Origin of the sequence: Sphingomonas sp. Leaf17, from assembly GCF_001421505.1 — a bacterium.
Taxonomy (GTDB): Bacteria; Pseudomonadota; Alphaproteobacteria; order Sphingomonadales; family Sphingomonadaceae; genus Sphingomonas.
This window is the reverse complement of record NZ_LMKL01000004.1, coordinates 318,752-344,332: the sequence shown is the minus strand read 5'-3', so window position 1 is coordinate 344,332 and position 25,581 is coordinate 318,752. Positions and strand designations below refer to the sequence as shown.

General features: G+C 66.9%; 21 protein-coding genes and 1 tRNA gene. 13 read left to right on the top strand and 9 right to left on the bottom strand.

The window, feature by feature from the left end; genetic code table 11:
- Positions 1-41: 41 nt before the first annotated feature.
- The gene (gene fabG, locus ASE75_RS05770; protein ID WP_055930298.1) at positions 42-779 is read right to left on the bottom strand and encodes a 3-oxoacyl-[acyl-carrier-protein] reductase; all 738 of its coding nucleotides are present in this window, start codon (positions 777-779) and stop codon (positions 42-44) included.
- Between the two features lie 38 nt (positions 780-817).
- Positions 818-1,753, bottom strand: coding sequence for an ACP S-malonyltransferase (fabD, locus tag ASE75_RS05765; RefSeq protein WP_055930295.1), 936 nt, complete (start codon positions 1,751-1,753; stop codon positions 818-820).
- A gap of 187 nt (positions 1,754-1,940) precedes the next feature.
- Between fabD and ASE75_RS05760 the strand changes: the two genes are divergently transcribed.
- From ASE75_RS05760 to rplI, 4 genes are all read left to right on the top strand, one after another.
- Positions 1,941-2,324: an RcnB family protein gene (locus ASE75_RS05760; protein ID WP_055930292.1), complete on the top strand. Its 384-nt coding sequence runs from the start codon at positions 1,941-1,943 to the stop codon at positions 2,322-2,324.
- 178 nt (positions 2,325-2,502) lie between these two features.
- Entirely contained in the window at positions 2,503-2,949 is a 447-nt protein-coding gene (rpsF, locus tag ASE75_RS05755; RefSeq protein ID WP_055930289.1) for a 30S ribosomal protein S6, read from the top strand.
- Positions 2,950-2,951: 2 nt separating this feature from the next.
- Positions 2,952-3,176, top strand: coding sequence for a 30S ribosomal protein S18 (gene rpsR, locus ASE75_RS05750; RefSeq protein ID WP_010543816.1), 225 nt, complete (start codon positions 2,952-2,954; stop codon positions 3,174-3,176).
- Positions 3,177-3,188: 12 nt separating this feature from the next.
- Positions 3,189-3,788, top strand: a complete 600-nt coding sequence (gene rplI, locus ASE75_RS05745; protein WP_055930286.1) for a 50S ribosomal protein L9 — start codon at positions 3,189-3,191, stop codon at positions 3,786-3,788.
- Positions 3,789-4,034: 246 nt separating this feature from the next.
- Here the strand turns inward: rplI and ASE75_RS05740 are convergent, their stop codons facing one another.
- The 3 genes from ASE75_RS05740 to mutL form a co-directional block, all read right to left on the bottom strand.
- Positions 4,035-5,102: an endonuclease/exonuclease/phosphatase family protein gene (locus ASE75_RS05740; RefSeq protein WP_162233717.1), complete on the bottom strand. Its 1,068-nt coding sequence runs from the start codon at positions 5,100-5,102 to the stop codon at positions 4,035-4,037.
- 102 nt (positions 5,103-5,204) lie between these two features.
- A complete protein-coding gene (locus ASE75_RS15375) occupies positions 5,205-5,741 on the bottom strand; it encodes a hypothetical protein (RefSeq protein ID WP_156340200.1) in 537 nt (178 codons plus the stop codon).
- Between the two features lie 7 nt (positions 5,742-5,748).
- The gene (gene mutL / locus ASE75_RS05735) at positions 5,749-7,512 is read right to left on the bottom strand and encodes a DNA mismatch repair endonuclease MutL (protein ID WP_055930280.1); all 1,764 of its coding nucleotides are present in this window, start codon (positions 7,510-7,512) and stop codon (positions 5,749-5,751) included.
- 149 nt (positions 7,513-7,661) lie between these two features.
- Between mutL and ASE75_RS05730 the strand changes: the two genes are divergently transcribed.
- The 7 genes from ASE75_RS05730 to katG all read left to right on the top strand — a co-directional run bounded on the left by ASE75_RS05730 (position 7,662) and on the right by katG (position 16,061).
- Positions 7,662-8,705: a rod shape-determining protein gene (locus ASE75_RS05730; protein ID WP_055930277.1), complete on the top strand. Its 1,044-nt coding sequence runs from the start codon at positions 7,662-7,664 to the stop codon at positions 8,703-8,705.
- 24 nt (positions 8,706-8,729) lie between these two features.
- A complete protein-coding gene (gene mreC / locus ASE75_RS05725) occupies positions 8,730-9,605 on the top strand; it encodes a rod shape-determining protein MreC (RefSeq protein WP_055930274.1) in 876 nt (291 codons plus the stop codon).
- Positions 9,602-10,117: a hypothetical protein gene (locus tag ASE75_RS05720; protein WP_055930271.1), complete on the top strand. Its 516-nt coding sequence runs from the start codon at positions 9,602-9,604 to the stop codon at positions 10,115-10,117. Before mreC ends, ASE75_RS05720 begins: the two co-directional genes overlap by 4 nt.
- 25 nt (positions 10,118-10,142) lie before the next feature.
- Entirely contained in the window at positions 10,143-12,224 is a 2,082-nt protein-coding gene (gene mrdA / locus ASE75_RS05715; RefSeq protein ID WP_055931046.1) for a penicillin-binding protein 2, read from the top strand.
- Entirely contained in the window at positions 12,221-13,333 is a 1,113-nt protein-coding gene (gene rodA / locus ASE75_RS05710; RefSeq protein WP_055930268.1) for a rod shape-determining protein RodA, read from the top strand. The genes mrdA and rodA overlap by 4 nt, the downstream gene beginning before the upstream one ends.
- A gap of 93 nt (positions 13,334-13,426) precedes the next feature.
- A tRNA-Lys gene (locus tag ASE75_RS05705) sits at positions 13,427-13,502 on the top strand.
- A gap of 324 nt (positions 13,503-13,826) precedes the next feature.
- A complete protein-coding gene (gene katG, locus ASE75_RS05700) occupies positions 13,827-16,061 on the top strand; it encodes a catalase/peroxidase HPI (protein WP_055930265.1) in 2,235 nt (744 codons plus the stop codon).
- Between the two features lie 48 nt (positions 16,062-16,109).
- On the opposite strand, the gene ASE75_RS05695 is transcribed toward katG, so the two are convergent.
- Positions 16,110-17,363 (bottom strand): MFS transporter, encoded by a 1,254-nt coding sequence (locus tag ASE75_RS05695; protein WP_055931044.1) that lies wholly within the window; start codon positions 17,361-17,363, stop codon positions 16,110-16,112.
- Between the two features lie 282 nt (positions 17,364-17,645).
- On the opposite strand from ASE75_RS05695, the gene ASE75_RS05690 reads away from it, so the two are divergent.
- Positions 17,646-20,621: a ligand-binding sensor domain-containing protein gene (locus tag ASE75_RS05690; protein ID WP_162233716.1), complete on the top strand. Its 2,976-nt coding sequence runs from the start codon at positions 17,646-17,648 to the stop codon at positions 20,619-20,621.
- A gap of 12 nt (positions 20,622-20,633) precedes the next feature.
- Here the strand turns inward: ASE75_RS05690 and ASE75_RS05685 are convergent, their stop codons facing one another.
- Both ASE75_RS05685 and ASE75_RS05680 read right to left on the bottom strand, forming a co-directional pair.
- On the bottom strand, positions 20,634-21,611 hold the full coding sequence (locus ASE75_RS05685) for a polysaccharide deacetylase family protein (protein WP_055931041.1): 978 nt from the start codon (positions 21,609-21,611) through the stop codon (positions 20,634-20,636).
- A 29-nt stretch (positions 21,612-21,640) separates the two neighbouring features.
- On the bottom strand, positions 21,641-23,452 hold the full coding sequence (locus ASE75_RS05680; RefSeq protein WP_055930259.1) for a sensor histidine kinase: 1,812 nt from the start codon (positions 23,450-23,452) through the stop codon (positions 21,641-21,643).
- Between the two features lie 243 nt (positions 23,453-23,695).
- Here ASE75_RS05680 and ASE75_RS05675 point away from each other — a divergent pair, with 243 nt between their 5' ends.
- Complete coding sequence (locus ASE75_RS05675; RefSeq protein WP_055930255.1) at positions 23,696-24,163, top strand: Lrp/AsnC family transcriptional regulator; 468 nt, start codon at positions 23,696-23,698, stop codon at positions 24,161-24,163.
- Between the two features lie 113 nt (positions 24,164-24,276).
- Here the strand turns inward: ASE75_RS05675 and ASE75_RS05670 are convergent, their stop codons facing one another.
- Entirely contained in the window at positions 24,277-25,572 is a 1,296-nt protein-coding gene (locus tag ASE75_RS05670) for a hypothetical protein (protein ID WP_055930252.1), read from the bottom strand.
- Between the last annotated feature and the right edge of the window lie 9 nt (positions 25,573-25,581).

Genomic DNA, 25,581 nt, shown 5'->3' with positions numbered 1-25,581 from the left:
TCCTGAACGCACCTAGAACGGGGTCGTTCACGTGGCAAGCATCAGATCATCGCCATCCCGCCGTTCACATGCACGGTCTGGCCCGTGACGTATCCGGCTTCGCGGCTGGCGAGGTACACGACAGCGGCGGCCACGTCAGCCCCCTCGCCCAGCTTGCCCGCCGGGATCCGCGTGGTCAGTGCCGCCTTCTGCGCCTCGGGCAGCCCGTCGGTCATCGCCGACGCGATGAATCCCGGCGCGACGCAGTTCACGGTGATGCCACGGCTGGCCAGTTCCTGCGCCATCGCCTTCGACATGCCGACAAGGCCTGCCTTGGACGCGGCATAATTGGCCTGGCCCGGGTTGCCGGTCGCGCCGACGACCGAGGTGATCGACACGATCCGGCCGAACCGCGCCTTCATCATCGGTTTGGCGGCGGCACGGCAAAGGCGGAACGCCGCCTCCAGGTTGACGCGGATCACCTGATCCCATTCGTCGTCCTTCATCCGCATGAGCAGGTTGTCGCGCGTGACCCCGGCGTTGTTGACCAGAATGTCGAGCCTGCCGAGCGCGGCCACCGCCTGCGGTGCCAGCGCATCGACCGCCGCCCCGTCCGACAGATTGCACGGCAGCGCGACATGGTCGCCCGGCAGCGTGGCCCGAAACGCCTCCAGCTTGTCCGCATTCGAACCGGACACCGCCAGCCGCGCCCCCTGCGCGGCCAGCGCCTGCGCTATGGCGGAACCGATACCGCCGGATGCGCCGGTCACCAGTGCGGTCATGCCTGTCAGGTCGAACATGATACTCTCCTTCGTGTGTCGTAGTGCTGTCGGTCGCGTTACAGCGTCTTCAGCAGCGCCTCGATATCGTCCATCGTGATGACGCTGGTCGCGGTCACGTCGGGGGCGATGCGTTTGACCATCGGGGCAAGAACCTTGCCGCCGAACTCGACGAAGCCGTGGACCCCGGCCGATTCCATCGCCAGCACCGATTCGCGCCAGCGGACCATGCCGGTGACCTGCTCTACCAGCAGCCGGCGGATCGTATCGGGGTCGCTGACGGGCGCGGCGGTGACGTTGGCGAAGACGGGCACCAGCGGCGCGTCGATCCTGGCCTCGTCCAGCGCGGCCTCCATAGCATAGGCGGCCGGCTGCATCAGCGAACAGTGGAACGGCGCCGACACCGGCAGGGCCATCGCCCGCTTGGCACCGTGATCCTTGGCGATGGCGATGGCGCGGTCGATCGCGGCCCTGGTGCCTGAAATCACGACCTGGGTCGGGTCATTATCGTTGGCGACCGCGCAGACATCGCCCTGCGCCGCCGCGTCGGCGATCGCCTGCGCCCTGGCCAGATCGGCACCCAGCAGCACGGCCATGCCGCCCTCGCCCACCGGCACCGCCGACTGCATGGCCAGCCCTCGCAGCTTCAGCAGACGCGCCGTGGTCGTCAGGTCGATCGCACCCGCCGCACACAGCGCGCTGTATTCACCCAGGCTGTGGCCGGCGACATAATCGGCCTTGTCCGCCAGCCGGACGTTGCCCTCCACCTCCAGCACGCGCAGCGTGGCGATGGCGTTGGCCATGATTGCCGGCTGCGCATTCTGCGTCAGCACCAGTTCCTCGGCCGGACCATCGGCCATCAGCCGGAACAGGTGCTGCCCCAGCGCCTCGTCGACTTCCTGGAATACGGCCCGCGCCGTCGGACTGGCATCGGCGAGCGCACGGCCCATGCCGACGATCTGGCTGCCCTGCCCCGGAAAGATGAACGCACGCATCGTTATGACTACCCTCGTGAACGCGAAACGACGGCCCGTATAAACTCAAGGACAGCTGTGCAAGCTGCGACATTTTGCGACCAATTGGCCACGTCCCTGCAAAAGGTCTGCGACAGCTGGCTTCCATATATGTTTCCAGACGGCGGGCATGACGCCCTTCGCCGGATGACAAGAAGGAGTGATTGTCATGAAGAAGTTCCTGATGAGCGCCATTGCCGCCACGCTGATCGCTGCCCCCGTGATGGCCACCGCCGCCGATGCGCAGGCCTATCGCCAGACCGAGCGGACCGTGACGACGGTGAAGCAGAAGCCCAATGGCCGCACGGTCGTGAAGCAGCGGACGGTGGCACGCCAGCCCCAGGCCCGCGTCGTGTACCGGACCGGCTGGCGCAAGGGTGAGCGGTTCAACCGGCTTCAGGCCCGCAATTACCGGGTGATCGACTATCGCCAGTATCGCGGCCTGCGCGCCCCGCCGCGCGGCTACCGTTACGTCCAGTCGGGCAATGACGCGGTGCTCGTCGGCATCACCAGCGGGATCGTCGCCGCCGTGCTGAGCGGGGTCATCCGCTAAGACCGGAGACCCGACTTGCCTTTCGCGGTCAATGCGCTAAGGCCGATCGCAACCGGGGTGAAGGACCGCAACGTCCTTTGCCCCGGTCTGCATTCAAAACGTTTGCATTCGAGACGACAGCCGGAGGGGTATGCGCATGGGGCGTATATCAGCGATCGGCCAAGACGAAGGACGAGACATGGCTCTATACGAGCATGTGTTCCTTGCGCGCCAGGATCTGGCACAGGCGCAGGTGGACGCACTGGCGGAAATCGCCACCAAGATCGTGAATGACAACGAAGGCCGGGTCGTCAAGACCGAGAGCTGGGGCCTGCGTTCGCTGGCGTACAAGATCGCCAAGAACCGCAAGGCGCATTATGTCATGCTGGAAATCGACGCACCGGGTTCGGTCATCGCCGAGCTGGAGCGCCAGACCCAGATCAACGAAGACATCATCCGCTACATGACCGTCAAGGTCGACACCCTCGAAGAGGGTCCCACCGTGATGATGCGCAAGCAGGAGCGCGACCGTGAGCGTCGTGGCGACCGCGAGGGTGGTCGTGAAGGCGGCCGTGAAGGCCGTGGCGATCGTCCGGACCGTGGCGACCGTGGTCCCCGTCGTGACCGCGAAGAGGGAGCTGAATAATCATGGCACGCCCATTTTTCCGCCGCCGCAAGAGCTGCCCGTTCTCGGCCAAGGATGCTCCCCGGATCGACTATAAGGACGTCCGTCTGCTCCAGGGCTTCGTGTCCGAGCGTGGCAAGATCGTCCCCTCGCGCATCACCTCGGTGAGCGCGAAGAAGCAGCGCGAACTGGCCCAGGCCATCAAGCGCGCCCGTCATCTGGGCCTGCTGCCCTACATCGTTAAGTAAGGACACGCCCACATGGACGTCATTCTGCTTGAGCGCGTCGAAAAGCTTGGTGCTATCGGCGACGTCGTGAAGGTGAAGGACGGGTATGCCCGTAACTTCCTCCTTCCCAACAAGAAGGCGCTTCGTTCCAACGAAGCCAATCGCAAGGTGTTCGAGGCCAACCGCGCCCGGATCGAATCGGACAACGCCGCGCGTCGTGCCGATGCCGAGACGGAAGCCAAGACCTTCGACAACGCCACCGTCACCCTGATCCGTCAGGCATCGAACACCGGCCAGCTTTATGGTTCGGTCGCGGTGCGTGATCTGGTCGAGGCGCTGGTCGCCGACGGCCACAAGGTCGGCAAGACCGCGATCGTTCTGGACAAGCCGATCAAGTCGATCGGCGTCTACACGATCAAGGTCGCGCTGCACCCCGAGGTGTCGGTGCCCGTCAAGGTCAACGTCGCCCGTTCGCCGGAAGAGGCCGAGATGCAGGCGCAGGGCGTCGACGTGATGTCGGCCATGTTCGAAAAGGACGAGGCCGGTTTCGTCGAGGATTACGATCCCAACGCTGAGCCGGGCGCGACCGCCGAAGTCGATCGCGACCAGCCGGAGGACGAAGCGCAGGGCTGATCCCCTTCGTTTCCTTCGCCAAGGAAAAAGGCCACCCGGAGCGATCCGGGTGGCCTTTTTGTTGCGTTCAGCATTTTGTGGCGGTTGGCGTCACGGGCAGCTGACGCATGCGCCGACGACGGCGAGCAAGGGAACAAGGGCACAGAAAAGGGGAAAAGCCTGCTTCATGACAAGTCACTCTATGACGGGGTTCACCTGACAGAATGACCGATCGCGTCAAAGGTTGCGTTACGATGAACGCGGTTGTCAGTGCGTGTCGGTTTCGCGATATTCGTTCAGGATTTCCCGCGCGTCCTTGCGGTCCTCGGTCGATACCTTCGGCGCGGGTGCATCGGGTACCGTATCGCCCAGGCACAGCACCGCCGTCACGGGCAGATGATCGGACCCGATCGATGCGCCGACGCCCAGCGACCGCACCCGGAACTCCGGCGTGAAGAACAGATGGTCCAGCGGCCAGCGGAAGCCGGGATACCCGGCCGGGAAAGTCGGATAGGTGCCCCGCCCGATCCGGGGATCGAGATAGCCGCCAATCCGCTTGAACAATTGCGACGTGTGCGACCAGGCGACGTCGTTGAAGTCGCCCCCGGCCAGCACCGGATATTTCATCGCCCGCGCACGGCCCGCCGCGATCGCGATTTCGGCATCGCGCGCTTCGGTATCCTGCCCCGGCAGCGGCGGGCGCGGATGCAGGCCGATATAGTTGAACGGCGTGCCGCCACGCGTCGTCAGGCTGGCGAACACCGACGGCGTCTCCTTCTCGATGATCGCGCCGATCCGCCCCTTCGTCATGGGCAGCCGTGTCGCGAACATCAGGCCGTACGTGTTGTCGAGCGGCCGGTCGACGCGGTGGGGATAGCGGCGCAACACCGGCTCCAGCGCCACCGCCCATTTGCTGCCGGTTTCCAGCAGCAGCAGGATGTCGGGATCCTCGCGGTCGATCAGCGCGATCGTCCGCGCATAGTCGGTGTTGTATTGATAGACGTTCAGGGACAGCACGCTGAAGCAGGATTTCGCGTCGAATGCGTCATCGGCGAACGCGACCTCCCTGGACGCGAACGGTGTGTAGGGCAGGATCCGGTATACCTGCCAAGCGGCCGCAAGCGCCAGCAGCCCAAGCGCCGGCCAGCGCCAGCGACGACCGATCCAGCCGATCGCGATCGCAGCGACGGCCAGCCCGACAAGGATCTGGACGCGCGGAAAATCCCAGATCCGAATCCACCACTCGTTGGACTCGATCGCGCTGAGCGCCGTGACGAGAACGAGCAACCCGGCGATCGCGTACACCGCGCCTGCCGCTATCCTGGTCCACCGCATCAACCCGTCCCCCATATCCAGCCAACGCCTGGACCCGAAGCCGTTCGCCATTGGCGGCAGAACAGTCAAGCGCACGGCACGCGCGTCGGGCGTTATGGTCGGCTATTCCTGCCAGCGAACCACGCCCAGAATCTCGACATGCGGCTTGCCGGCGACAGATATCGACGGTGGAGTGGCGCACGCCCCGCCACTCAGAACAAGGACAGTGGCTGCGCCCTTCGCTTTCAGGACACGTGATACGTTATCGAGCGCATTCCAGCCAATTGCGCGCGCCGAAGCCCCCCTTGCTGGTTGAAAGCATAACAGGAATATCGCCAGCTTCGGGCCGGACCAAGATTCAACGGCGTTGGCCATCACGCCGGGGTCCATTGGTTTGCCTGCCGAATCGACGATCGCAAGAAAGGGGCCGGGCATAGGATCATAGATCGGCGGTGGCGCAACCGGCACGGATGATGGAGCGCCCTGCTGCGGTGATACTGGTCGCGCTGCCGGACCGGTAGCGGCCATTATAAGACCAGCAAACCCGACTAAGGTTGGGGTCAGCCTTAGTTTTACCATGACCACTGTCCTGTCGCTTTTGGTTGGATGGATGTGGTTGCCTGTTTCAACGACGACTTGAAAACGGGGTAGAGTCTTCAAGGTGGCCCTATTTTCGTCCGAACAGCTTCTCGATATCGCCGTGGGCCAGCTTGATCCAGGTCGGGCGGCCGTGGTTGCACTGGCCCGAATGCGGCGTGACCTCCATTTCGCGGAGCAGCGCGTTCATTTCGGCGACGGCCAGCACGCGGCCGGCGCGGACCGATCCGTGGCAGGCCATGGTCGAGGCGACGAGGTCGACCCGCTCCTTCAGCGACAGCGCCTCGTCGAACGCCGCCAGTTCGTCGGCCAGGTCGGTGACCAGCGCGGTCGTATCCCCCGCCCCCAGCAGCGCCGGGGTCGCCCGCACCAGGACCGCACGCGGGCCGAAGCGTTCGATCTCCAGCCCGAAATCGGCCAGTTCGCCGGCGCGCGCCTCCAGCCGGTCGCACGCCGGTTCATCCAGTTCGATCACCTCGGGCAGCAGCAGCGCTTGTGACGCGACCCGCCCGCCCGCCAGCGCGGCGCGCATCCGCTCCAGCACCAGGCGTTCATGCGCGGCATGCTGATCGACCAGCACGAGTCCGTCCTCCGCCTCGGCGACGATATAGGTCTTGGCCACCTGCCCACGCGCGACACCCAGCGGGAAGGCCGTCGTCGCCGGTGGTGGTGCCCAGGCGGGTTCGGCGCGGGCCTGTGGCGGGGCTGAGAAGAACGTCGGGCGGTGGTCGGCGACATGGGCGGATATCTGCGGCGTATAGAATGTCGGCGCAGTCGCAGGCCCGGGAACCGCCGGCTGTTCCGGCTGCCACATGCCGAGCGCCGCTTCGGTCGGGCGCTGGACGCTGCGATGGCCGGCAGCGTCCAGTGCGCGACGCAGGCCGGAAACGATCAGCCCGCGCACCATCGCCGGATCGCGGAACCGGACCTCGGTCTTGGCCGGGTGGACGTTCACGTCGACCTCGCTGGTCGGCATGTCGAGGAACAGCGCCACGACCGCATGGCGGTCCCGCGGCAGCATCTCGGCATAGGCACCGCGGATCGCGCCCATCAACAGCCGGTCCTTCACCGGGCGGCCATTGACGAACAGATACTGATGATCGGCAATCCCGCGATTATAGGTCGGGATGCTCGCCACCCCGCCCAGCACGACCCCGTCGCGTGTCCAGTCGATCGCGACGCAATTGTCGGCCAGCGCGCGGTCGGTCAGCGTCGCGACTCGCGCCGGGCGATCCTCCGCCAGCGGCGCGGAAAGCGCGCGCCGCCCGTCATGCTCCAGCGTGAAGGCGATGTCGGGCCGGGCCATCGCGAGCCGGCGCACTACGTCAAGGCAGGCGGCATATTCCGACCGGCCCGAGCGCAGGAACTTGCGCCGCGCCGGCACCCGCGCGAACAGATCCTCGACCACTACGCGCGTGCCCGGCGGCAGCGCGGCCGGCCCCTCACGCAGGACTTGGCCGTTGTCGACCACGCGTTGCCAGCCATCGGCCCCGCGCGGCCGGCTTTCCAGCGTCAGCCGCGCGACGCTGGCGATCGAGGGCAACGCCTCGCCGCGAAACCCCAGCGTCACCACCGATTCGATCGCCTCGTCGGGCAGCTTGGAGGTGGCGTGACGTTCCAGCGCCAGCGCCATCTCCGCCGGGTCCATGCCACAGCCGTCATCGGCCACCTCGACCCGCGCGATTCCGCCGTCCGACAGGGTGATGGCGATGCGCGTGGCACCGGAATCGATGGCGTTCTCGACCAGTTCCTTCAACGCACTGGCGGGCCTTTCGACCACTTCACCGGCAGCGATACGATTGACGAGGTGCTCGGGCAGGCGCCGTATTGACATGGGTTCGGCTGTAGACCAAGCGACGGCATCCCGCGACCCCGCAAACGTGTTGAACCCGAGCCTCGACAGGCTTGCGGCGGACGATGGGGAACAACGTACGATGCGCGGTCGGCAATGATGCCCGGCGGCCAGAACGGGACCCGGATTGAATGGCCTTCTACTCGCGTTTCTTCAAATTCATGTCGCATGACATGGCGATCGACCTGGGGACGGCGAACACCGTCGTCTATGTGCGCGGGCGCGGCATCGTGCTGAACGAGCCGTCGGTCGTCGCGGTCGAGACGCTGAACGGCGTGAAGCGGGTGAAGGCGGTCGGTGACGACGCCAAGCTGATGATGGGCAAGACCCCCGGCAATATCGAGGCGATCCGCCCGTTGCGCGACGGCGTGATCGCCGACATCGACGTGGCCGAACAGATGATCAAGTATTTCATCCAGAAGGTGCACGGCCCCCGCCGGTTCGCGCGCTGGCCCGAAATCGTGATCTGCGTGCCGTCGGGATCGACCAAGGTCGAGCGGCGCGCGATCCGCGACGCCGCCTCGAACGCGGGGGCCTCGCAGGTCTGGTTGATCGAGGAGCCGATGGCCGCCGCGATCGGTGCCGACATGCCCGTCACCGAACCGATCGGTTCGATGGTCGTCGACATCGGCGGCGGCACGACCGAGGTCGCGGTGCTGTCCTTGCGCGGGCTTGCCTACACCACCAGCGTGCGCGTCGGCGGTGACAAGATGGACGAGGCGATCGTCAGCTATGTCCGCCGCAACCACAACCTGCTGATCGGTGAAGCCACCGCCGAGCGGATCAAGCAGGAAGTCGGCATCGCCCGCCCGCCGGCGGACGGCATCGGCGTCATCATCCACGTCAAGGGCCGCGATCTGGTCAATGGCGTGCCCAAGGAAATCCAGATCAACCAGGGCCAGATTGCCGAGGCGTTGTCCGAACCGGTCGCGACCATCGTCGAGGGCGTCCGGGTCGCGCTGGAAAACACCGCGCCCGAACTGGCCGCCGATATCGTCGACCAGGGCATCGTCCTGACCGGCGGCGGCGCGCTGCTGGAGGGGTTGGACGAGGTGCTGCGCGACGAAACCGGTTTGCCGGTGACGGTCGCCGAGAATCCGCTGACGTGCGTGGCACTGGGCACCGGCCGCGCGCTGGAAGACCCGATGTTCCGCGGCGTGTTGATGAGCGGCTGACCCGCGAGCTGAGGGGACGGGCGCATGGCGCCAGGCCGGGACCGGCGGACGGGATTTTCCCGTCGTCGGCAATATGGAGTGTTTCTGGGCTATGTGCTCGCGGTCGCCGGGGTGATCGTGGGCGCGGGGCTGCTCGTCATGTCGCGATTCGATCCGCCGGCCTTCGCGGCATTGCGGATGGGAGTCGCCGGCATGACGACGCCGGTGTCCAGTGGCCTTGCCAGCGTCGGTGACGCGATCGCGTCGGTGCCGCGCGCGATCGGCACCTATCTGTTCGTCCATGACGAGAACGCGGTCCTGCGCGCCGAACGGGACCGGTCGCGCGCGCTGCTGATGCGGGCGCGGACCATCGCCTATGACAATCGCCGCCTGCGCCGCCTGCTGGACCTGCGCGACCGTGATGACAGCGTTGTCGTCAGCGCCCGACTGGTCAGTTCCACGGCGTCAAGCGGACGCCGCTTCGCCCTGCTGAACGCCGGGCGGTGGCAGGGCGTGTTTCCGGGCATGCCGGTGCGCGGTCCCGACGGGCTGATCGGCCGCATCGTCGAAACCGGGCCGAATGCGGCCCGCGTGCTGCTGTTGAGCGATCCCGAAAGCATCGTGCCGGTGCGTCGCACGCGTGACGGCCTTCCCGCGATCGCGGCCGGGCGGGGTGACGGCATGGTCGACATCCGATCCGTCGACACCACCAATGTCCGTTTCAACGCCGGCGACGTCTTCGTATCGTCGGGCACGGGTGGCCTGTATGCACCCGGCATCCCGGTCGCACGGATCATCGCCACGGGTGCGGACTCGGTGCCGGCGCGCACCTTCGCCCATCCCGACACGCTGGATTTCGCGATCGTCAGCAAGGCGTTCATGCCGGTGCCGCCGCCCCGGGTGGAGACGGCCGCCCCGTGAACGAAACCATCGACTACCGGCCGTTCGCGCCGACCCTGCCGCCGGGCCGCGCCCGCGCCATCCCGTGGATCACGGTCATGGCGGGGTCGCTCATGACGATCCTGCCCGTCGTTGCCACGATCCCGATCCTGCCGCCGATGGGGCTGCTGATGCTGCTCGCCTGGCGGCTGCTGGCGCGATATGCGCTGCGGCCCTGGGCGGCGGCACCGCTCGGCCTGTTCGACGACCTTCTCAGCGGCCAGCCGCTCGGCAGCGCGATGCTGCTGTGGTCGGCCTGCTTCCTGGTAATCGAGATGGTCGAACAGCGCCTGGCCTTTCGCGACTTCTGGCAGGAATGGCTGGTCGGCGGCACCGCCATCGCGCTGTGCCTGATTATCGGCCGATTCCTTGCGGTTCCGGTCGGCGCGCATGTCGATACTGTGCTATTGGCGCAGATCGTGACATCGGTACTGCTCTTTCCCCTGGCTGCGCGCATCGTTGCCTGGATCGACCGCAAGCGCGGACCGGCATGAGGCCGTTCGTTATGAGGCGGGCATCGTGAGGCGGACGCCGCGCATCATCACCGAGGCGAGCCAGGCCTACAGCTTCTCGCGCCGTGCCTGGCTGCTGGGGACCGCGCAGGGCGGCGTCGGCCTGCTGCTGGCCGCGCGGATGGGCTGGCTGTCGATCGCCGAGAACGAGCGGTATAATCTGCTGTCCGAAAGCAACCGCGTGAACATGACGCTGATCCCGCCGCGCCGCGGCTGGATCATCGACCGCAATGGCGTGCCGATCGCGAACAACCGCACCGATTTCCGCGTCGACATCATTCCCGACCGGCTGGAGGACGAGGCGCGGGTGCTGGCCGCGCTCGGGCGACTGCTGGCGCTCCCGCCCGAGGAACTGGAACGCATCAGGATCGACCTGAAGCGCGCGGCCGGGTTCCAGCCGGTGCAGGTCGCCGAAAATCTCGACTGGGAACGCTTCGCCGCGGTCAGCCTGCGTTTGCCCGAATTGCCCGGCGTCGCCCCGACGCGCGGATTCGCGCGTCATTATCCGGGTGGGGCGGCGGTGGCCCACCTGACCGGCTATGTCGGTGCCGCCAACGCCGAACAGTACAAGGCGACGCGCGATCCCCTTCTCGTCACGCCCGGCTTCAAGCTGGGCAAGGACGGGCTGGAAAAGATGCTCGAACCGGTGCTTCGCGGTCAGGCCGGGGCCAAGCGGGTCGAGGTCACCGCACGCGGCAAGATCGTCAAGACGCTGGCGACGAAGCCGGATATGCCCGGCCGCAACGTGCGCCTGACGATCGACGCCGGCCTTCAGGATTATGCCGCGCGGCGTTTGGGGACCAATTCGGGGTCGGCGGTCGTCATGGACTGCCGCACCGGTGAAATCCTGTCGCTGGTGTCGGTCCCCGCCTACGACCCGAACAGCTTTTCCGACGGGATCAGTCATCTGGAATGGCAGATGATGTCGGAGGACGATCACGTCCCGCTGATGAACAAGGTCACGCAGGGGCTGTACCCGCCAGGATCGACGGTCAAGCCGATGAACGGTCTGGCGTTGCTGCATGCCGGGGTTGACCCGCATGCGCGCGTGTCGTGTTCGGGGTCGATGCGGGTCGGTACCGGCGTGTTCCATTGCCACAAGCGGGGTGGGCATGGGCCTCTCGACCTGAAAAACGCGATCATGCAGAGCTGCGACATCTATTTCTACGAAATGGCGCGGCGGCTGGGGTACGACACGTTCGCCGAAACCGCGCGGATGCTGGGTCTGGGACAGAAGTTCGACCTGCCCTTCACCAACCAGCGGTACGGCACCGTGCCCGACAGCGCGTGGAAGCTGAAGAAATACAAGACCAAGTGGACGGTCGCCGATTCGCTCAACGCGTCGATCGGTCAGGGCTATGTGCTCGCCAATCCGCTGCAACTGGCGGTGATGGCCGCGCGGATCGCCTCCGGGCGTGACCTGCAACCCAGCCTGCTGGCATCGCGGGTCAGACGCGACGCCCCTGCCCTGCCGATCAAGTCGGAACATCTGGCGATCGTGCGCGACGCCATGGCGGGCGTCGTCAATTTCGGTGGCACCGGCGGCGCGGCCCGGTTGCAGATTCCGGGCATGTTGCTGGCCGCCAAGACCGGCACCGCGCAGGTCCGCCGCATCACCATGGCCGAGCGCCGGTCGGGCGTGCTGAAAAACGGACAGCTGCCGTTCAAGCTGCGCGACCATGCGCTGTTCGTCTGCTTCGCGCCGGCCGACAATCCACGCTATGCCGCCGCCGTCGTGCTCGAACATAACGGCCACACTATCCGCAACCTCGATACCCCCATGATCGGCCGCGACATCATGACCTATCTGCTCGACCGCGAGCGCGCGATCAAATCGCTGGCCGAGGTCGAACCGACCTGGGGCGGCGATATCGCGACCCGGATGGACGCCAAGACCGCCGCCTATCGCGCCGCCGCCGCGCCACAGCCCGCCGCCATCGCCACCAAGACCGATGCCGAGGTGCCAAGCGACGCGCCCGCCGTCGAGGCAGCGACCGATGCCGCCAGCAACGCGCAGGAGGCGCTGGCCACCGATGGTCCGGGCGACGACACCGTCGCCGAGGACGGTTCGACCGAGCGCAATCCATGAGCGGGATGCGGATCGTCCCCGAACCGCTCGCCAACCTGCCGTGGCGGACGATCCTGCTGGTGCTGGGCATCGGCGGCTTCGGTCTCGTCGTGCTCTATTCCGCCGCCGGTGGCAGCCTGAAACCGTGGGCGCTGTCACAGGGGATCAAGCTGTTCGGCTTCATGGCCGCGGCGATCCTGCTGTCGCGCGTGCGCGAGGACGTCTGGCGACAGGCAGCCTTCCCCGCCTACGGCATCATCGTCGTCATGCTGGTGCTGGTCGAGCTGCTGGGCGCGGTACGCGGCGGCAGCCAACGCTGGCTGAACCTGGGCTTCGTGCTGTTGCAGCCGTCCGAATTCATGAAGCCGTGCATCGTGCTGGCAATGGCCCGCTTCTACGAACTGCTGCCGCCGAACGAGACGCGCCGCTTCTCCGGCATCTGGCCCGCCGCCGCCATCGTCGGCGTCCCCGCAGCTCTGGTCCTGATCCAGCCCGATCTGGGCACCGCGTCGATGATCGCATTCGGCGGGATCACGGTCATGTTCCTGGCCGGCGTTCCGCTGCGCCTCTTCGTCGGTGGCGCGATGAGCATCGCCATCGCCGGGCCGATCGCCTTCAACTACGCGCTCCACGACTATCAGCGCAACCGCATCCTGATCTTCCTCGATCCTGAGAGCGATCCGCTGGGCAAAGGCTATCACATCAGCCAGTCGAAGATCGCGATCGGATCGGGCGGCATCTTCGGCAAGGGGTTCCTGAACGGCACCCAGAGCCACCTCGACTACCTGCCCGAAGGCCACACCGATTTCGTGTTCGCGACAATGGCGGAGGAATGGGGACTGGTCGGCGGCGTCCTGCTGATCCTGGCGTTCATGCTCGTCATCCGCTGGGGCATCAATGTCGGCCAGCGCGCGCAGACCCGCTTTGCCCGCCTGGCCGCCGCCGGCCTTGCCACGACGATCTTCTTCTACGTCGCGATCAACCTGTCGATGGTGATGGGCCTTGCCCCCGTCGTCGGAATCCCCCTGCCGCTGGTCAGTTTCGGCGGGTCGGCACAGATGACGGTGATGCTGTGCCTGGGCATCCTGATGTCGATCGACCGGCAAAATCGAAAATCCTCGCGTTGGTAGCAAAAAAGGGTTTGCGCGTTCAGAATCCGGTGCTATTGGCGCGCCTCCCGATCGGAAGGCGCTTCACCAAGGCGCTACAAACCAGACGGTTACGGACGCATAGCTCAGTTGGTAGAGCAGCTGACTCTTAATCAGCGGGTCCTTGGTTCGAGCCCAAGTGCGTCCACCACCCTCCCAAAATACACAGCCAAAACAGATCGTAAGATGCTTTGATCGCATCTGCTGCGTGTGGCCCTGTGTCCCTTCGCGCCCTATCCGCCCCCTTCCCGCGATAGTCTCGTCCTATGGCTGGTCCACGCATCGCCATGCCGCCGCGGTGTCATGCCTTGATCGCTTTTCTCCATCAGAGACATGATTTTCACTTGTTGGATTGATCGAACATCCGCGTCCACAACTACGGTCTATGCGGTGCGGCTCCGTTTGACCGGGTCACGGCGCAATGACGTTTGGCGGCGTGCAGACCCGCGACCGCGACGATGGATGGAGACGAGAGATGGATGCCATTACCAAGGACAGCCCGATGAACGATCCGGGCAAGAAGGCGGCGGCAAAGCGCAAGCTGCTGGGCCAGACCAGCCGTGACTGGTGGCCCAACCTGCTGTCGCTGGAAATCCTTCACCAGAAGGGCAAGTCGAGCAACCCGATGGGCGACGAGTTCGACTATGGCAAAGCCTTCAAGTCGCTGGACTATGCGCAGCTGAAGCGCGACCTGACCGCGCTGATGACCGACAGCAAGTCGTGGTGGCCGGCCGATTACGGGCATTATGGCCCATTCTTCATCCGCATGGCGTGGCATTCGGCGGGCACCTATCGCACCGGGGACGGCCGTGGTGGTTCGGGGGCGGGCCAGCAGCGGTTCGCGCCGTTGAACTCGTGGCCGGACAACGGCAATCTCGACAAGGCGCGTCGCCTGTTGTGGCCGATCAAGCAGAAATATGGCGCGGCGCTGAGCTGGGCCGATCTTTTCATCCTGGCAGGCAATGTCGGCATCGAATCGATGGGCGGCCCGACCTTCGGCTTCGGCGGCGGTCGCGAGGACGTGTTCGAGCCGGAAAAGGACGTCTATTGGGGCACCGAGGAGGAATGGCTCGGCCAGACCCGCATCGACGAGGAAGCGGGCATGGCGCTGGAGGAGCCGCTGGCAGCGATCCAGCACGGCCTGATCTATGTGAACCCGGAAGGCCCGGGCGGCTGTCCCAACCCGATGGGATCGGCGCGCGACATGCGCGCGACGTTCGCGCGGATGGGCATGAACGACGAGGAAACCGCGGCGCTGACCGCCGGTGGCCACACGTTCGGCAAGGCACATGGTGCCGGCGACGCATCGTTGGTCGGCGTGGAGCCGGAGGGGTCGGACATCGCGGCACAGGGTCTCGGCTGGATTTCGACGCATGAGTCCGGGATCGGCGATCACACCATCACGTCCGGGATCGAGGGATCGTGGACGCCGACGCCGATCACTTGGGACATGACGTATTTCGACATGCTGCTCGACCACGAGTATGAGCTGGTCAAGAGTCCGGCGGGCGCACACCAGTTCCAGCCGGTCGGCAATCCGGACGAGACGCTGGCCCCGGCCGCGCACACGCCGGGCAAGCGCGTGCCAACGATGATGACGTCGGCCGACATGGCGCTGAAGGTCGACCCGTCATACCGTGCGATCATGGAGAAGTTCCGGGCCGATCCCGCCTACTTCGCCGACGCCTGGGCGCGTGCGTGGTTCAAGCTGACCCACCGCGACATGGGTCCGCGTACCCGTCTGCTGGGGCCGGAGGTTCCGACCGAGGATCTGATCTGGCAGGATCCCGTTCCCGTCGCCGACTATCCGCAGATCGACGACGGCGACGTGGCCGCGTTGAAGACGGTGATCGCGGAGTCCGGCCTGACGGTGGCCGAGCTGGTGTCGACCGCCTGGGCCTCTGCCTCGACGTGGCGGGTGTCGGACATGCGCGGCGGTGCCAATGGCGCGCGCATCCGCTTTGCGCCGCAGAAGGACTGGGAGGTCAACCAGCCCGAACAGCTTGCCCGCGTGCTCGCCAGATACGAGACTATCAAGGCGGACTTCGACCGCGCGCAGGCGCAGCATGGCGGCAAGACGGTGTCGATCGCCGACCTGATCGTGCTCGGCGGTTCGGTCGGTGTCGAGACGGCGGCGCGTGCGGCCGGTCACGACATCGAGGTTCCGTTCACGCCCGGTCGTACCGACGCGACCGAGGAGTGGACCGATGCCGAGAGCTTCAAGGTGCTCGAACCGCGCGCCGATGGCTTCCGCAACTATCTGCAGGTGCAGTTCAACGTGCCGACCGAGGAGCTGCTGGTCGACCGCGCGCAGTTGCTCGACCTGTCCAGCCCCGAAATGACGGTACTGGTCGGTGGCCTGCGCGTGCTGGGGGCGAACGCCAACGGATCGCCGCACGGGGTTTTCACCGATCGTCCGGGTCAGTTGACCAACGACTTCTTCGTCAACCTGCTCGACATGCAGACGGCTTGGAAGCAGATCAGCGATGATAGCGACGAGGAGTTCATCGGCACCGATCGTGACACGCACGAACAGCGCTGGACCGCGTCGCGCACCGACCTGGTGTTCGGCTCGAACTCGATGCTGCGCGCGCTGGCCGAGGTCTATGCGATGGACGACGCGAAGGAGAAGTTCGTGAAGGACTTCGTCGTCGCCTGGACCAAGGTGATGAACGCCGATCGCTATGACCTGGCGATGGCAAAGGCCTGACCCCTCGATCCCATCCGGACACCCGGTGTCCGGATGGGATTACCTGTTTCAGCCGGCGGCGCGTTCCTTGGTCTCGGGCATGCTGGTCCAGTACAGCACGAACCCGACCGCCGCGATCGCGGCCAGCGTCAGGAAGCCCGCGCTATACCCCTCCCAGACGATGATCGAGCCTGCGAGCGTGGCGGATAGCGCGGCCCCCAGCCCCTGCGCCGTGGCAACCGCGCCCTGGCTGACGTTGAACCGGCCGGATCCCTTGGTCAGATCGGCGATGACCACGGGGAACAGCGCGCCGAAAATACCGGCACCGATACCGTCGAGTGCCTGCACGCCCACCAGCCACCATGGATCGTTCGACACCGTGTACAGCGCGCCGCGCGCCGCCAGGACGCCGAACGCCACGAGGAAGATCGGCTTGGTGCCCCAGCGTTCGGTGTTGCGCCCGACGATGATCGCGACCGGTACCATGACCAACTGCGCGGCGACGATGCAGGCCGCGGTCAGCGAGGTCGCCTGATCCTTGCCGACCGTCTTGGCCAGCAATTGACCGACCGACGTCAGCATGGCGGCATTGGCAAGGTGGAAGGTGAACGCCGCGACCGCGAACACCATGAGCGGGCGGTTCTCGATCAGCGTGCGCCAGGCGCTAGGCTCGTCGCATCCCTCCTCCGGTTCGCAGTCCAGCCCACGCGCCACCGCGTTATCGATGTCGCGATTGCGGATCCGCATCGCCGTCACGACGCTGGCGAGTGTCAGCACGGCCATCAGCCAGAAGACGACGACCGGACCGAACGTCCAGGCCAGGACACCGGCCAGCGCCGCCGATACGGCATTGCCGGCGTGGTTGAACGCCTCGTTTCGCCCCACCCGCTTGGCAAACAGCTTCGGCCCGACCAGCCCCAGCGTGATCGCGGAAATGGCCGGCGCAAACACCGCGCCGGCGATCGCGGCGATCGACTGGGTGATCGCGACCATCGTGTAGCCCGACACGATCGGCAGCGACACGCTGCTGATCGTCACCAGCAGCGCGGCAACCATGACGATGCGCGGCTTGTTGCGGCTGCGGTCGACCAGCACCCCGGCGGGCGTCTGCGCCAGCAAGCCGACAATCCCGGCGATCGTCAGCACGACGCCGACGGTCGCCTCGTTCCAGCCATGGGCCGGCCCGCGTACCGCGATCAGATAGATGGCCAGATACGGCCCCAGCCCGTCGCGCACGTCGGCCAGAAAGAAGTTCAGCGCATCCAGTGTCCGTGTCGGAATAGCGCCATGGTCGGCCCCGGCCGCAGTCTTCGTCGTTACCATCGACATTCCCCCAAAGACCAACCGCCCGACACCGACCGCACTGCGTTGCAGGAACGATCCGGCCCGGCGCACTACGGTATATTGTAGACCAATCCAGTCGCCTGCGACGATGTAACTCACGACCCCGAAGAAAGTCGCGCCGGGACGCGCACACGGCAAGGACAAGGCGCGCGGGCCGTTAAATAGATCGCAAGATGCCAGACCTATGGTAGATCCATGGGGTTGTACCGGTACATCACGGCGGCGATTGCGGGCGGATTCGCCTGCACGCTCGCAGCGTCGGTGAGCACCTCGGAACCGCGGATGCCGGCTGTCGAGGATCGCGACGCTGCCCGCGCCATCGCCCGCGATCCATGGCCCCCTACCGCCGACCTGTTCTTCAAGGTCGTGGCCAGGGACGATGCGATACCGGATTCCGGCTTGCCGCGCGCCATCGCGCAGGACGCGGCCGGCTTCATCTGGCTGGCGACCGACGCCGGTCTGGCCCGGTGGGACGGAACCGCCTTCAAAACCTACTCGACGGAGGCGACCGCGGATGCCGGGGCGCTGCCGGAACCGATGGTCAACCTCGTCCACGCCGATCGGGCGGGACGATTATGGCTGGGCATGAGTGCGGAGGGGCTGCTCTGGCACGACCCCGCCACCGAACGTTTCAGGCGGCCGCCGAACCGGACGTCGCTCGATCACGGCCATGTCAGGGCAATCAGCGACGACGGTCGGGGAGGACTGTGGGTCGGCGGCGACGGCGGGCTGGCCCATGTCCGGCGATCGGACGGCCGGGTCACAATCATCCACCCCACGGCCGCAAACGGCCTGCCACCGGGCGCTGTCGGCGCGGTGTTCGTCGATCGCGCGGGAACGTTGTGGGTGGCGACAGGAGCGCTGCTGCTGCGCCGCGCGGTCGGCGAGGAGCGGTTCTCCCGGGTCGGGCTGGCGCTTGAACCCGATGACAGGATCGCCGCGATGCAGACCGATCGGCAGGGTCGGTTATGGGCGACGACCAGCAAGTCCGGTTTTCATATCGTGGAGCCGGGTGGGCGCGTCCGAACCCTGCCGATCACGGTCGACGGCCAGACGACCGCCCTGGGCATGATGACCGCCATGCCCGACGGCACGCTGTGGACAGCATCTCGGTCCGGCATCTGGGTGGTCGACACCACGACGCTTGCCGTTCGCCGTCGCGCGCATGACCGGCAGATCCCCGGCAGTCTGCCCGAGGACGGTCTGAACTACCTGATGCGCGACCGGGCCGGCATGGTCTGGGCCGCCGGCGACGCAAGCCTCTCCCATGTCGACCCCGCCCCGCGGCGCGTGCTGGGTATCGTCGACGCCTTGCGGACCGATCGCACCCAGCCCCCCGACGCCGCCTGGTCCGTCGCCGCCGCACCGGATGGCACAGTGTGGTACGGATCGGCCGACGCGCCCGCGTCGCGGCTCATACCAGCCGAAAACGGCGGGATGGCGCAGGTTCAGCGCGTGCCGGGGACGGGCCGGGACGTTCATGACTTTGCCTTTCCGGTCGGTCGCGACGCCTTTCTCGCCGGCGAAGGGGGCCTGGTGCAGGTGCGGCTCGACGGGCGTGGTGCCCGCCGCCTGTCACCGCTGTCATGGTGGCGGTTGCTGACGCAGGGCGACACGCTGTACGTCGGCGGCATGGGCGTGGCGACGGTGGACCTGCGCCGGCCGACAGCGCCCGTCCTCGCACGCTGGTCGCATGCGCTCAGTGATCCGCGGGTGAAATCGCTGGCGACCACGCGCGATGGATCGCTGTGGGTCGGCACCGCGCGTGGCCTGAACCGCGTCGATCTCGCGACCGGTACCGTCACGCGGATCACCCGGCAGACCGGCGGCCCGCCCGCGCTGAGGGGCAATTTCGTCAGCACGTTGCTGGAGGACGGACAGGGTCGGCTATGGGCCGGCACGGTGGGCGGCGGGATCACGATCTTCGCGCGACACGAACGGACCTGGCGGGCGGTGGCGCATCTGGGCCGCCGGGACGGGATGCCCCACGACACCATCGACAAGATCCTGACCGGATCCGACGGCAATATCTGGGTCAGCACCGATGGCGGCATCGCATGGATCGACCCCGGCCCCTTGACGATCACGCCGCTGCGGGCAGCCGACGGCGTTGCATTCACCGCCAACTGGACCGGTGCCGGCGATCGCTTGCCCGATGGACGGATCGTGTTCGCCGGCTTCGGCGGCCTGACGATCATCGACCCCGCCGCCCCGCCGCGCCGCGCGGATCACGCGCCGTTGCGCTTCACCGCGATTGAAGGCGGCGGACGAACGATCATCCCCGCGTCGGTCGGCGGCGGCATCACCATCGCCGGCAGGAACCGCAGCCTGACCGCCAGTTTCGCCCGGCTGGATTTCACCGCCAGCCGGGATCAGGCCTATGCCTATCGCCTGTCACCGCTCGAAAGCGACTGGACGCCCGCCGACGCGCTGCACCGGGTGGCCCGCTATACCAACATGCCGCCCGGGCGATCGACGCTGGAGGTCCGCGCGCTGCAGCCGGTGCCGGGCGGCGGCCTGGCGATGATCGGCGCGCCGCTCGTCCTGCCGATCACCGTCGAACCGCGCGGGTTCGAAACCACCCTGGTCCGGGCCGCCGCGGTGATGACCGCGGGGGCGCTTCTGTTCGGGCTGTTCCATCTCCGGCTGCGCAGCGCGCGCCGGCGCGAAAAAGTTCTGGAGCGGCTGGTCGAACATCGCACCGCCGAGCTGATCGTCAGTCAGGGCGAACTGGAGAAGCTGGCCTATTCCGACACGCTTACCGGTCTGGGCAACAGACGGCTGTATGGCGAGGTTGTCGGCCGTCATCTGGCCAACGCCCACCGCCAGCCCTTCGCGCTGCTGCTGATCGACCTCGACCAGTTCAAGCCCGTCAATGACGATCTGGGTCACGACGTCGGGGATGCCCTGCTGGTGGGAGTGTCCGACCGGCTGACGACGACGCTGCGCCAGCAGGACAGCATCTTCCGGCTTGGCGGTGACGAGTTCGCGGTACTGGTCGCCAACGTGGAAGGCACGCAGACGATCGAGGATATCTGTACCCGCCTGTACACCGCGTTCGCGCTGCCGGTCGCCGCCGGACGGCACGACCTGCACGTTGCCATGAGCATCGGCGCGGTCATCGCCGCGCGGGCCGGACAAACGCCCGAGGCCATCTACAAGCAGGCCGATCTGGCGCTGTACGATGCCAAGCGTTCGGGCAGGGGAATCTGGCGACTGGCGACGACGGATATTTGACCGTGATCGGGGTCAGGGTCGGCTGGCACCAAGGATGTCGGCGATGGTCGCGCTGTGCACGCCCCGGCGGTCGAGATGGCCGAGCATCGCGTCCCACCAGCCATGGAACCGTGCAAGATCCGCCGCGTCGCGAACATAGGGCGTATGTCCCGGCACCAGCGACGGTGAATGAAACGAAAAGGTCAGCAACCGCTCTCCTTCGCCGATCGCGACATCCACCGCCGCCAACGCCGCCGCGATCGGCATATCCTCCGGCGTCAGGGCGATCCGCGACAGCAGGCCCGCCCGTGCGGCGATTCCCCGCCCCTTCGGCACCCGCCCCAGCGCGGTATGCAGCACATGGCCGCCGCGCCGCCAATGGCCGGTGAAGACCGTCGTCAGCGGCAGTTCGAGCAGCCCCGCCACCGACCGATAGGCCGCGTTGCCGACCGCGCGGAAATCCGGTCCGCCATCACCGCTATAGTCATACCGCGCGCGCGCCGAACTATCGAGTCGATAGCCCCGTTCCGCCAGCAGCGCGTGGCTGTCGGGACCGATCCCGTACCGTCCGGCGCGATAGACGCGGGGGCTGCGGCCGAAGGCGGCGATGATCGCATCGGTCAGCGCATCCAGCTTGGCCGCCTCCAGCGCGGGCGGCAGGTTGCCGGCATAGCTTGCCGCCGGCGACAGGGTTTCGATGAACGGCGGGTTGACCCAGGCGTGCAACTGGCTGCCGATCTCCGACCGGCCGTCCTCGACGATGCGCGCCAAGATGGCGACCGCCGCCGGATCGACGGCAACCGGGTGGTCGATCAGGCAGGTCAGCCCGACACCCCGGTCGGCGAACCGGCGATGCGCGTCGGGCAACGCCGCCATCGCCGTTGTCGACCGTGACGCCCGGTCGAGCGGCGCGCGCCAGTCGAACTCTTCCTCGACATCGACAAACAGGGTGAAGCGCGTCCCGAAATCGTCCGGCCACGCGACCAGCGATGCCGGGTCCGGCGCGGCCATGCGATAGGGTGGCCGGATCGCCGTCACGATCAGACGATCGACGCCTGCTCCACGGCGCGGGTCGCGACCGCCGGCAACCGCAAAGTCAGTCGGTCTTCGCCGATCGTCAGCGCGCCACCAAGCTCCACCGCCAGATTCTGCGCCAGCCGCAGGGCGAAGCCCGTCCCCAGCAGTGGCGCGCCCTCGATCTCGGCCTCACGCTCGGCATCGATGCTGAGCAGGTCGTCGGCGACGTGCGGACCCAGCGCGCGCGGGCGATCCACCGTGACGACGGCACACCCATCGACCAGCGCGACCGCGACCGTGATCCGTTCCCCCTGCGACCCGGCGGATACGATCGCCGCCAGCAATCGGCCGAGCAGCCGTTCCACCGCCCGGTCGTCGCCCGCGACATCCACCGGGTCACTGGCGGCGTCCAGCGTGACGATCGCACCGCGCAGGTCGGCCAACGGCTCCAGATCGGCGACGATCCGGGCGAGCAGCGGCTGCATCGGCACGACCATCGTCCGCAGGTCGAGCGCGTGAACCTCGATCCGGGCGGCGGTATCCAGATCGTCGATCGCGGCGATCAGGCCGGCGGCCTGGCTGCGGATCAGGTTGGCGCGATCACGATAGACGTCCGGCACCGGCCCCAGCAATTCGGTGCCGATCAGTTCGGCAAAACCGGCGATGGCGTTGCTGGGCGTGCGCAGTTCATGAACTAGTTGCCGCAGCGAATCCGACGCGCTGGACCGGACCGGGCGGACCGGGGCGGCGCTTTCGTCGGCGCGCGGCCGACGGGCGGTGCCGCGATAGCCCGCGAACCGCCCGGTCGCATCGTCGAACACCGGCGACCCCGACAGTCGCCACGATCCGGCGGCGGGTGAATCCCCGCCCACCAGCAGTCGCGCATCGCGGAATACCGAACGACGCCGGAACGCGCCGGTCGTCACGCCATCGACCTGCATCACGCCCTGAATCACCGACAGCGCGATCGACGCGCCGACCAGCGGCGTGCGGTTCACACCCTCGACGGTTACGATCGCGCCGGTCGCATCGGTTTCATACCGGAACCCCTGCGGCACCGGCTGCGGTGCCGGGGTTTCGTCCAGCCCGTCGGAGCGACGCTGGCGAAACGCCTCGATCCGCGCGACGATGTCCGAGATCACGAAGCCGTTGGGCGTCGGCACCGGCGGCGGCGGCATCGGGGCGGGAGCCGCCTCCGCCTCGGCTTCCGCGTGCCGCAACGCCTCCGCCACGACCGGCAGGCCGCGCGTGATGTCGCCCAGCGCCACGAACGGGCTTTCGCTCAGCGGCGCATCCGGCAGCGCCTGGGCGACGACGGCAACGGGTTCGGCCGGCGCGACGGGTTCAGCCGGCGCGACGGGGGCGACCACCGGCTGAGGCTCGGGATCCGCCATTACCGGCGTCGGATATTCAGCCGCCGGGGTCGGGGCCACCGGCTCAGGATCGACCGGCCCGGCAATGACGAAATCAATCGGCCCGAAACTTTCCAGCCCCCGCGCCACTTCGGCCGGCAGGTCGCGCCGGTGCCGCAGCACCGATCGCAGGGCGGGTGACAGCCTGGGCAGCAGGGCGATCCAGTCGTCCGCCGCAAGGGTCGCGGTTCGCAGCACCGGTGCTGCGATCGCCAGCTCGTCCTCGGCGAAAAATCCGACCAGCGCCGCGTCCGGTGCGGCAAAGGCCAGCGCCCGCGCACTCGCCGCCCGCACGGACACCGGCACCGATGGGCGCAGCATCCGCAACCGGGCGATCGTCGCCTCGTCCGCCGCCGCCCGACCACGACCGGTCAGGTCGACCAGTTGTCGCCACGCCGATTGCGCGCCGAAGCCCGTTGCCATGTCGGCAGAGAGGACGGTCTTGAGACTGTCGTCGAAACGCAACGGTTGTTTCCCCGGGAGATACGGCCACGAAACCCCGCGCCGCATCGATTCCTTACCCCCACCGCACGCTTTGCGAAACACCCGATTCGGGGATGTTTCCGTTCCGTCGCAATGTGGGACAATTGCGTTTGGTTGGAACTATCTTATAAACCGACACGGTATGGCCGATCAAACCGGCAAGATTTCCAAGGAGCCTGCGCAATGCCCTTCGACCGGATCGATCGCCAGATCCTGTCCCTGCTTCAGGCCGACGGTCGCATGACGAACGTCGATCTGGCGGAACAGGTCGGGCTGACCGCCCCGCCCTGCCTGCGCCGCGTGCGCGCGCTGGAGGAGGCCGGTGCGATCCGCGGGTATCATGCGGACCTGGATGCCGGCAAACTGGGCTTCCCGATCACGGTGTTCGCGATGGTCAGCCTGAAAAGCCAGGCCGAACACGACCTGTCGGCGTTCGAGGATCATGTCGCGCAAATTCCGGAAGTCCGGGAATGTCACATGCTGAACGGCGAGATCGACTTCATCCTGAAGATCGTGGCCAGCGACCTCAAGAGCTTTCAGGAAATCCTGACGACCCACCTGACGCCGGCCCCCAATGTCGGCAGCGTCAAGACGTCGCTGACCATCCGCACCGCGAAATCCCTGTCCGGCATCCCGGTTCCGCCGGAATGACCGCGACGGCGATCCGCCCGCGACAGCCGCAGTAACAGACTAAACCCGCCCGATAAAAAGAAGGGGGACGGCATCGCTGCCGCCCCCCCCCTTTCACGTCGATGCTTCGCCGATTACGCGGTCGGCGGGGCATCGAGATAGGTGGTCCACAGCGCGGCGATGTCGGCGCGCGGCGCGGTCTTCACCTCGGCAAAGGCGGTGCGGGCCGCTGCCTTGTCGCCGGAGCGGGCCAGCGCGATGCCGAGGTGCGTGTTAACTTCGTCCGCGTTAACACCACCCTTTTGCAGGGCGAGGCGGTACAGCGTGATCGCCTTGGCGTAGTTGCCCATGCCCAGATAGGCATCGGCGGTCTGCGCCGCGGTCGTGCCGGTCGCGGCGCTCGCCGCCTTGGTTTCCAGACCGGCGAGCGATCCTTCCTGACGGATGGCGTTTGCCGAATCGCGCAGCAGCGACATGGCGATCGGGCTGGATGCCGGGATCTTGCCCGCTGCCTTGCCTGCGTTCAGGACCGCCTGGGTCTCACCTGGCAGACCGCGATCATACACCTTCTGGGCATATTCCTCATAATCATACTGATCGGCGAGCGAGTTGGTCGCCATCATCAGGCGGAACAGGTCGATCTTCTGCGCGGTATCAAGCTTGGTGACCGAATTCTGCTGCAGACCGTACGTCACCAGCACGTCACGCCAGTTCTTGGTCGTCGGATAGGCGGTGACATATTTACGCAGCCACGACACCGTCGCCGGCGCGTTCTTCGCCGCGTTGTTGCGGGCGATGCCGTAGCGATAGAGATCCTCGGGCGGCTTGCGACCGGCCGCCGTCTCGGCCGCGATCACGGCCTCAAGGTCGGTCATCGCACCGGCCATGTCGCCGGCCCCTTCCTTGGCGCGCACGATCTGAAGCGGCAGGTTGGGGTCGGTGAAGCCGAGCTTCTGCGCCTGCGCGAAATATTGCAGCGCGACCGGATATTGCTTGGCGTTGAACGACAGGGCACCGCGGCGATAAGCATAACGCCCCTTCGCGTCGGGCGCGGTCGCCGGGCTGGCGATCAGCGCCTCCAGCGGACGCGCGAGTGCGCTTTCGTCGACCGGCGCGTTGGGATTGGCCGCCTGCTTGGCGCCGATCTTCTGCGATTCCAGATCGTACCGCAAAGCGGCGGCGATATACTTGTCGTCATCGGTCTTGGCACCCGCCTCGACCAGCGCGATGTTGGTTTCCGCCGTCGCGAAATCCTTGGCGGCAATCGCCGGCTGGGCCAGTTGCGCGGCCTTCAGAACGTCGGGGCTGAGCTTCAGGCCGGGCTTTTCCTCGGCCTTCTTGTCCTTGGCGATGGCGGGCACCGCCAACGTCATGCCGCCCATGCCGGCGACCAGCGCGCTCGCGAGCACGACCCTGGAAACGAACTTCATCCGAAAACT

Coding starts and splice junctions, on each gene's coding strand:
- fabG (WP_055930298.1), bottom strand. CDS start 779: ATGTTCGACCTGACAGGCATGACCGCACTGGTGACCGGCGCATCCGGC.
- fabD (WP_055930295.1), bottom strand. CDS start 1,753: ATGCGTGCGTTCATCTTTCCGGGGCAGGGCAGCCAGATCGTCGGCATG.
- ASE75_RS05760 (WP_055930292.1), top strand. CDS start 1,941: ATGAAGAAGTTCCTGATGAGCGCCATTGCCGCCACGCTGATCGCTGCC.
- rpsF (WP_055930289.1), top strand. CDS start 2,503: ATGGCTCTATACGAGCATGTGTTCCTTGCGCGCCAGGATCTGGCACAG.
- rpsR (WP_010543816.1), top strand. CDS start 2,952: ATGGCACGCCCATTTTTCCGCCGCCGCAAGAGCTGCCCGTTCTCGGCC.
- rplI (WP_055930286.1), top strand. CDS start 3,189: ATGGACGTCATTCTGCTTGAGCGCGTCGAAAAGCTTGGTGCTATCGGC.
- ASE75_RS05740 (WP_162233717.1), bottom strand. CDS start 5,102: ATGCGGTGGACCAGGATAGCGGCAGGCGCGGTGTACGCGATCGCCGGG.
- mutL (WP_055930280.1), bottom strand. CDS start 7,512: ATGTCAATACGGCGCCTGCCCGAGCACCTCGTCAATCGTATCGCTGCC.
- ASE75_RS05730 (WP_055930277.1), top strand. CDS start 7,662: ATGGCCTTCTACTCGCGTTTCTTCAAATTCATGTCGCATGACATGGCG.
- mreC (WP_055930274.1), top strand. CDS start 8,730: ATGGCGCCAGGCCGGGACCGGCGGACGGGATTTTCCCGTCGTCGGCAA.
- rodA (WP_055930268.1), top strand. CDS start 12,221: ATGAGCGGGATGCGGATCGTCCCCGAACCGCTCGCCAACCTGCCGTGG.
- katG (WP_055930265.1), top strand. CDS start 13,827: ATGGATGCCATTACCAAGGACAGCCCGATGAACGATCCGGGCAAGAAG.
- ASE75_RS05695 (WP_055931044.1), bottom strand. CDS start 17,363: ATGGTAACGACGAAGACTGCGGCCGGGGCCGACCATGGCGCTATTCCG.
- ASE75_RS05685 (WP_055931041.1), bottom strand. CDS start 21,611: ATGGCCGCGCCGGACCCGGCATCGCTGGTCGCGTGGCCGGACGATTTC.
- ASE75_RS05680 (WP_055930259.1), bottom strand. CDS start 23,452: ATGGCAACGGGCTTCGGCGCGCAATCGGCGTGGCGACAACTGGTCGAC.
- ASE75_RS05675 (WP_055930255.1), top strand. CDS start 23,696: ATGCCCTTCGACCGGATCGATCGCCAGATCCTGTCCCTGCTTCAGGCC.
- ASE75_RS05670 (WP_055930252.1), bottom strand. CDS start 25,572: ATGAAGTTCGTTTCCAGGGTCGTGCTCGCGAGCGCGCTGGTCGCCGGC.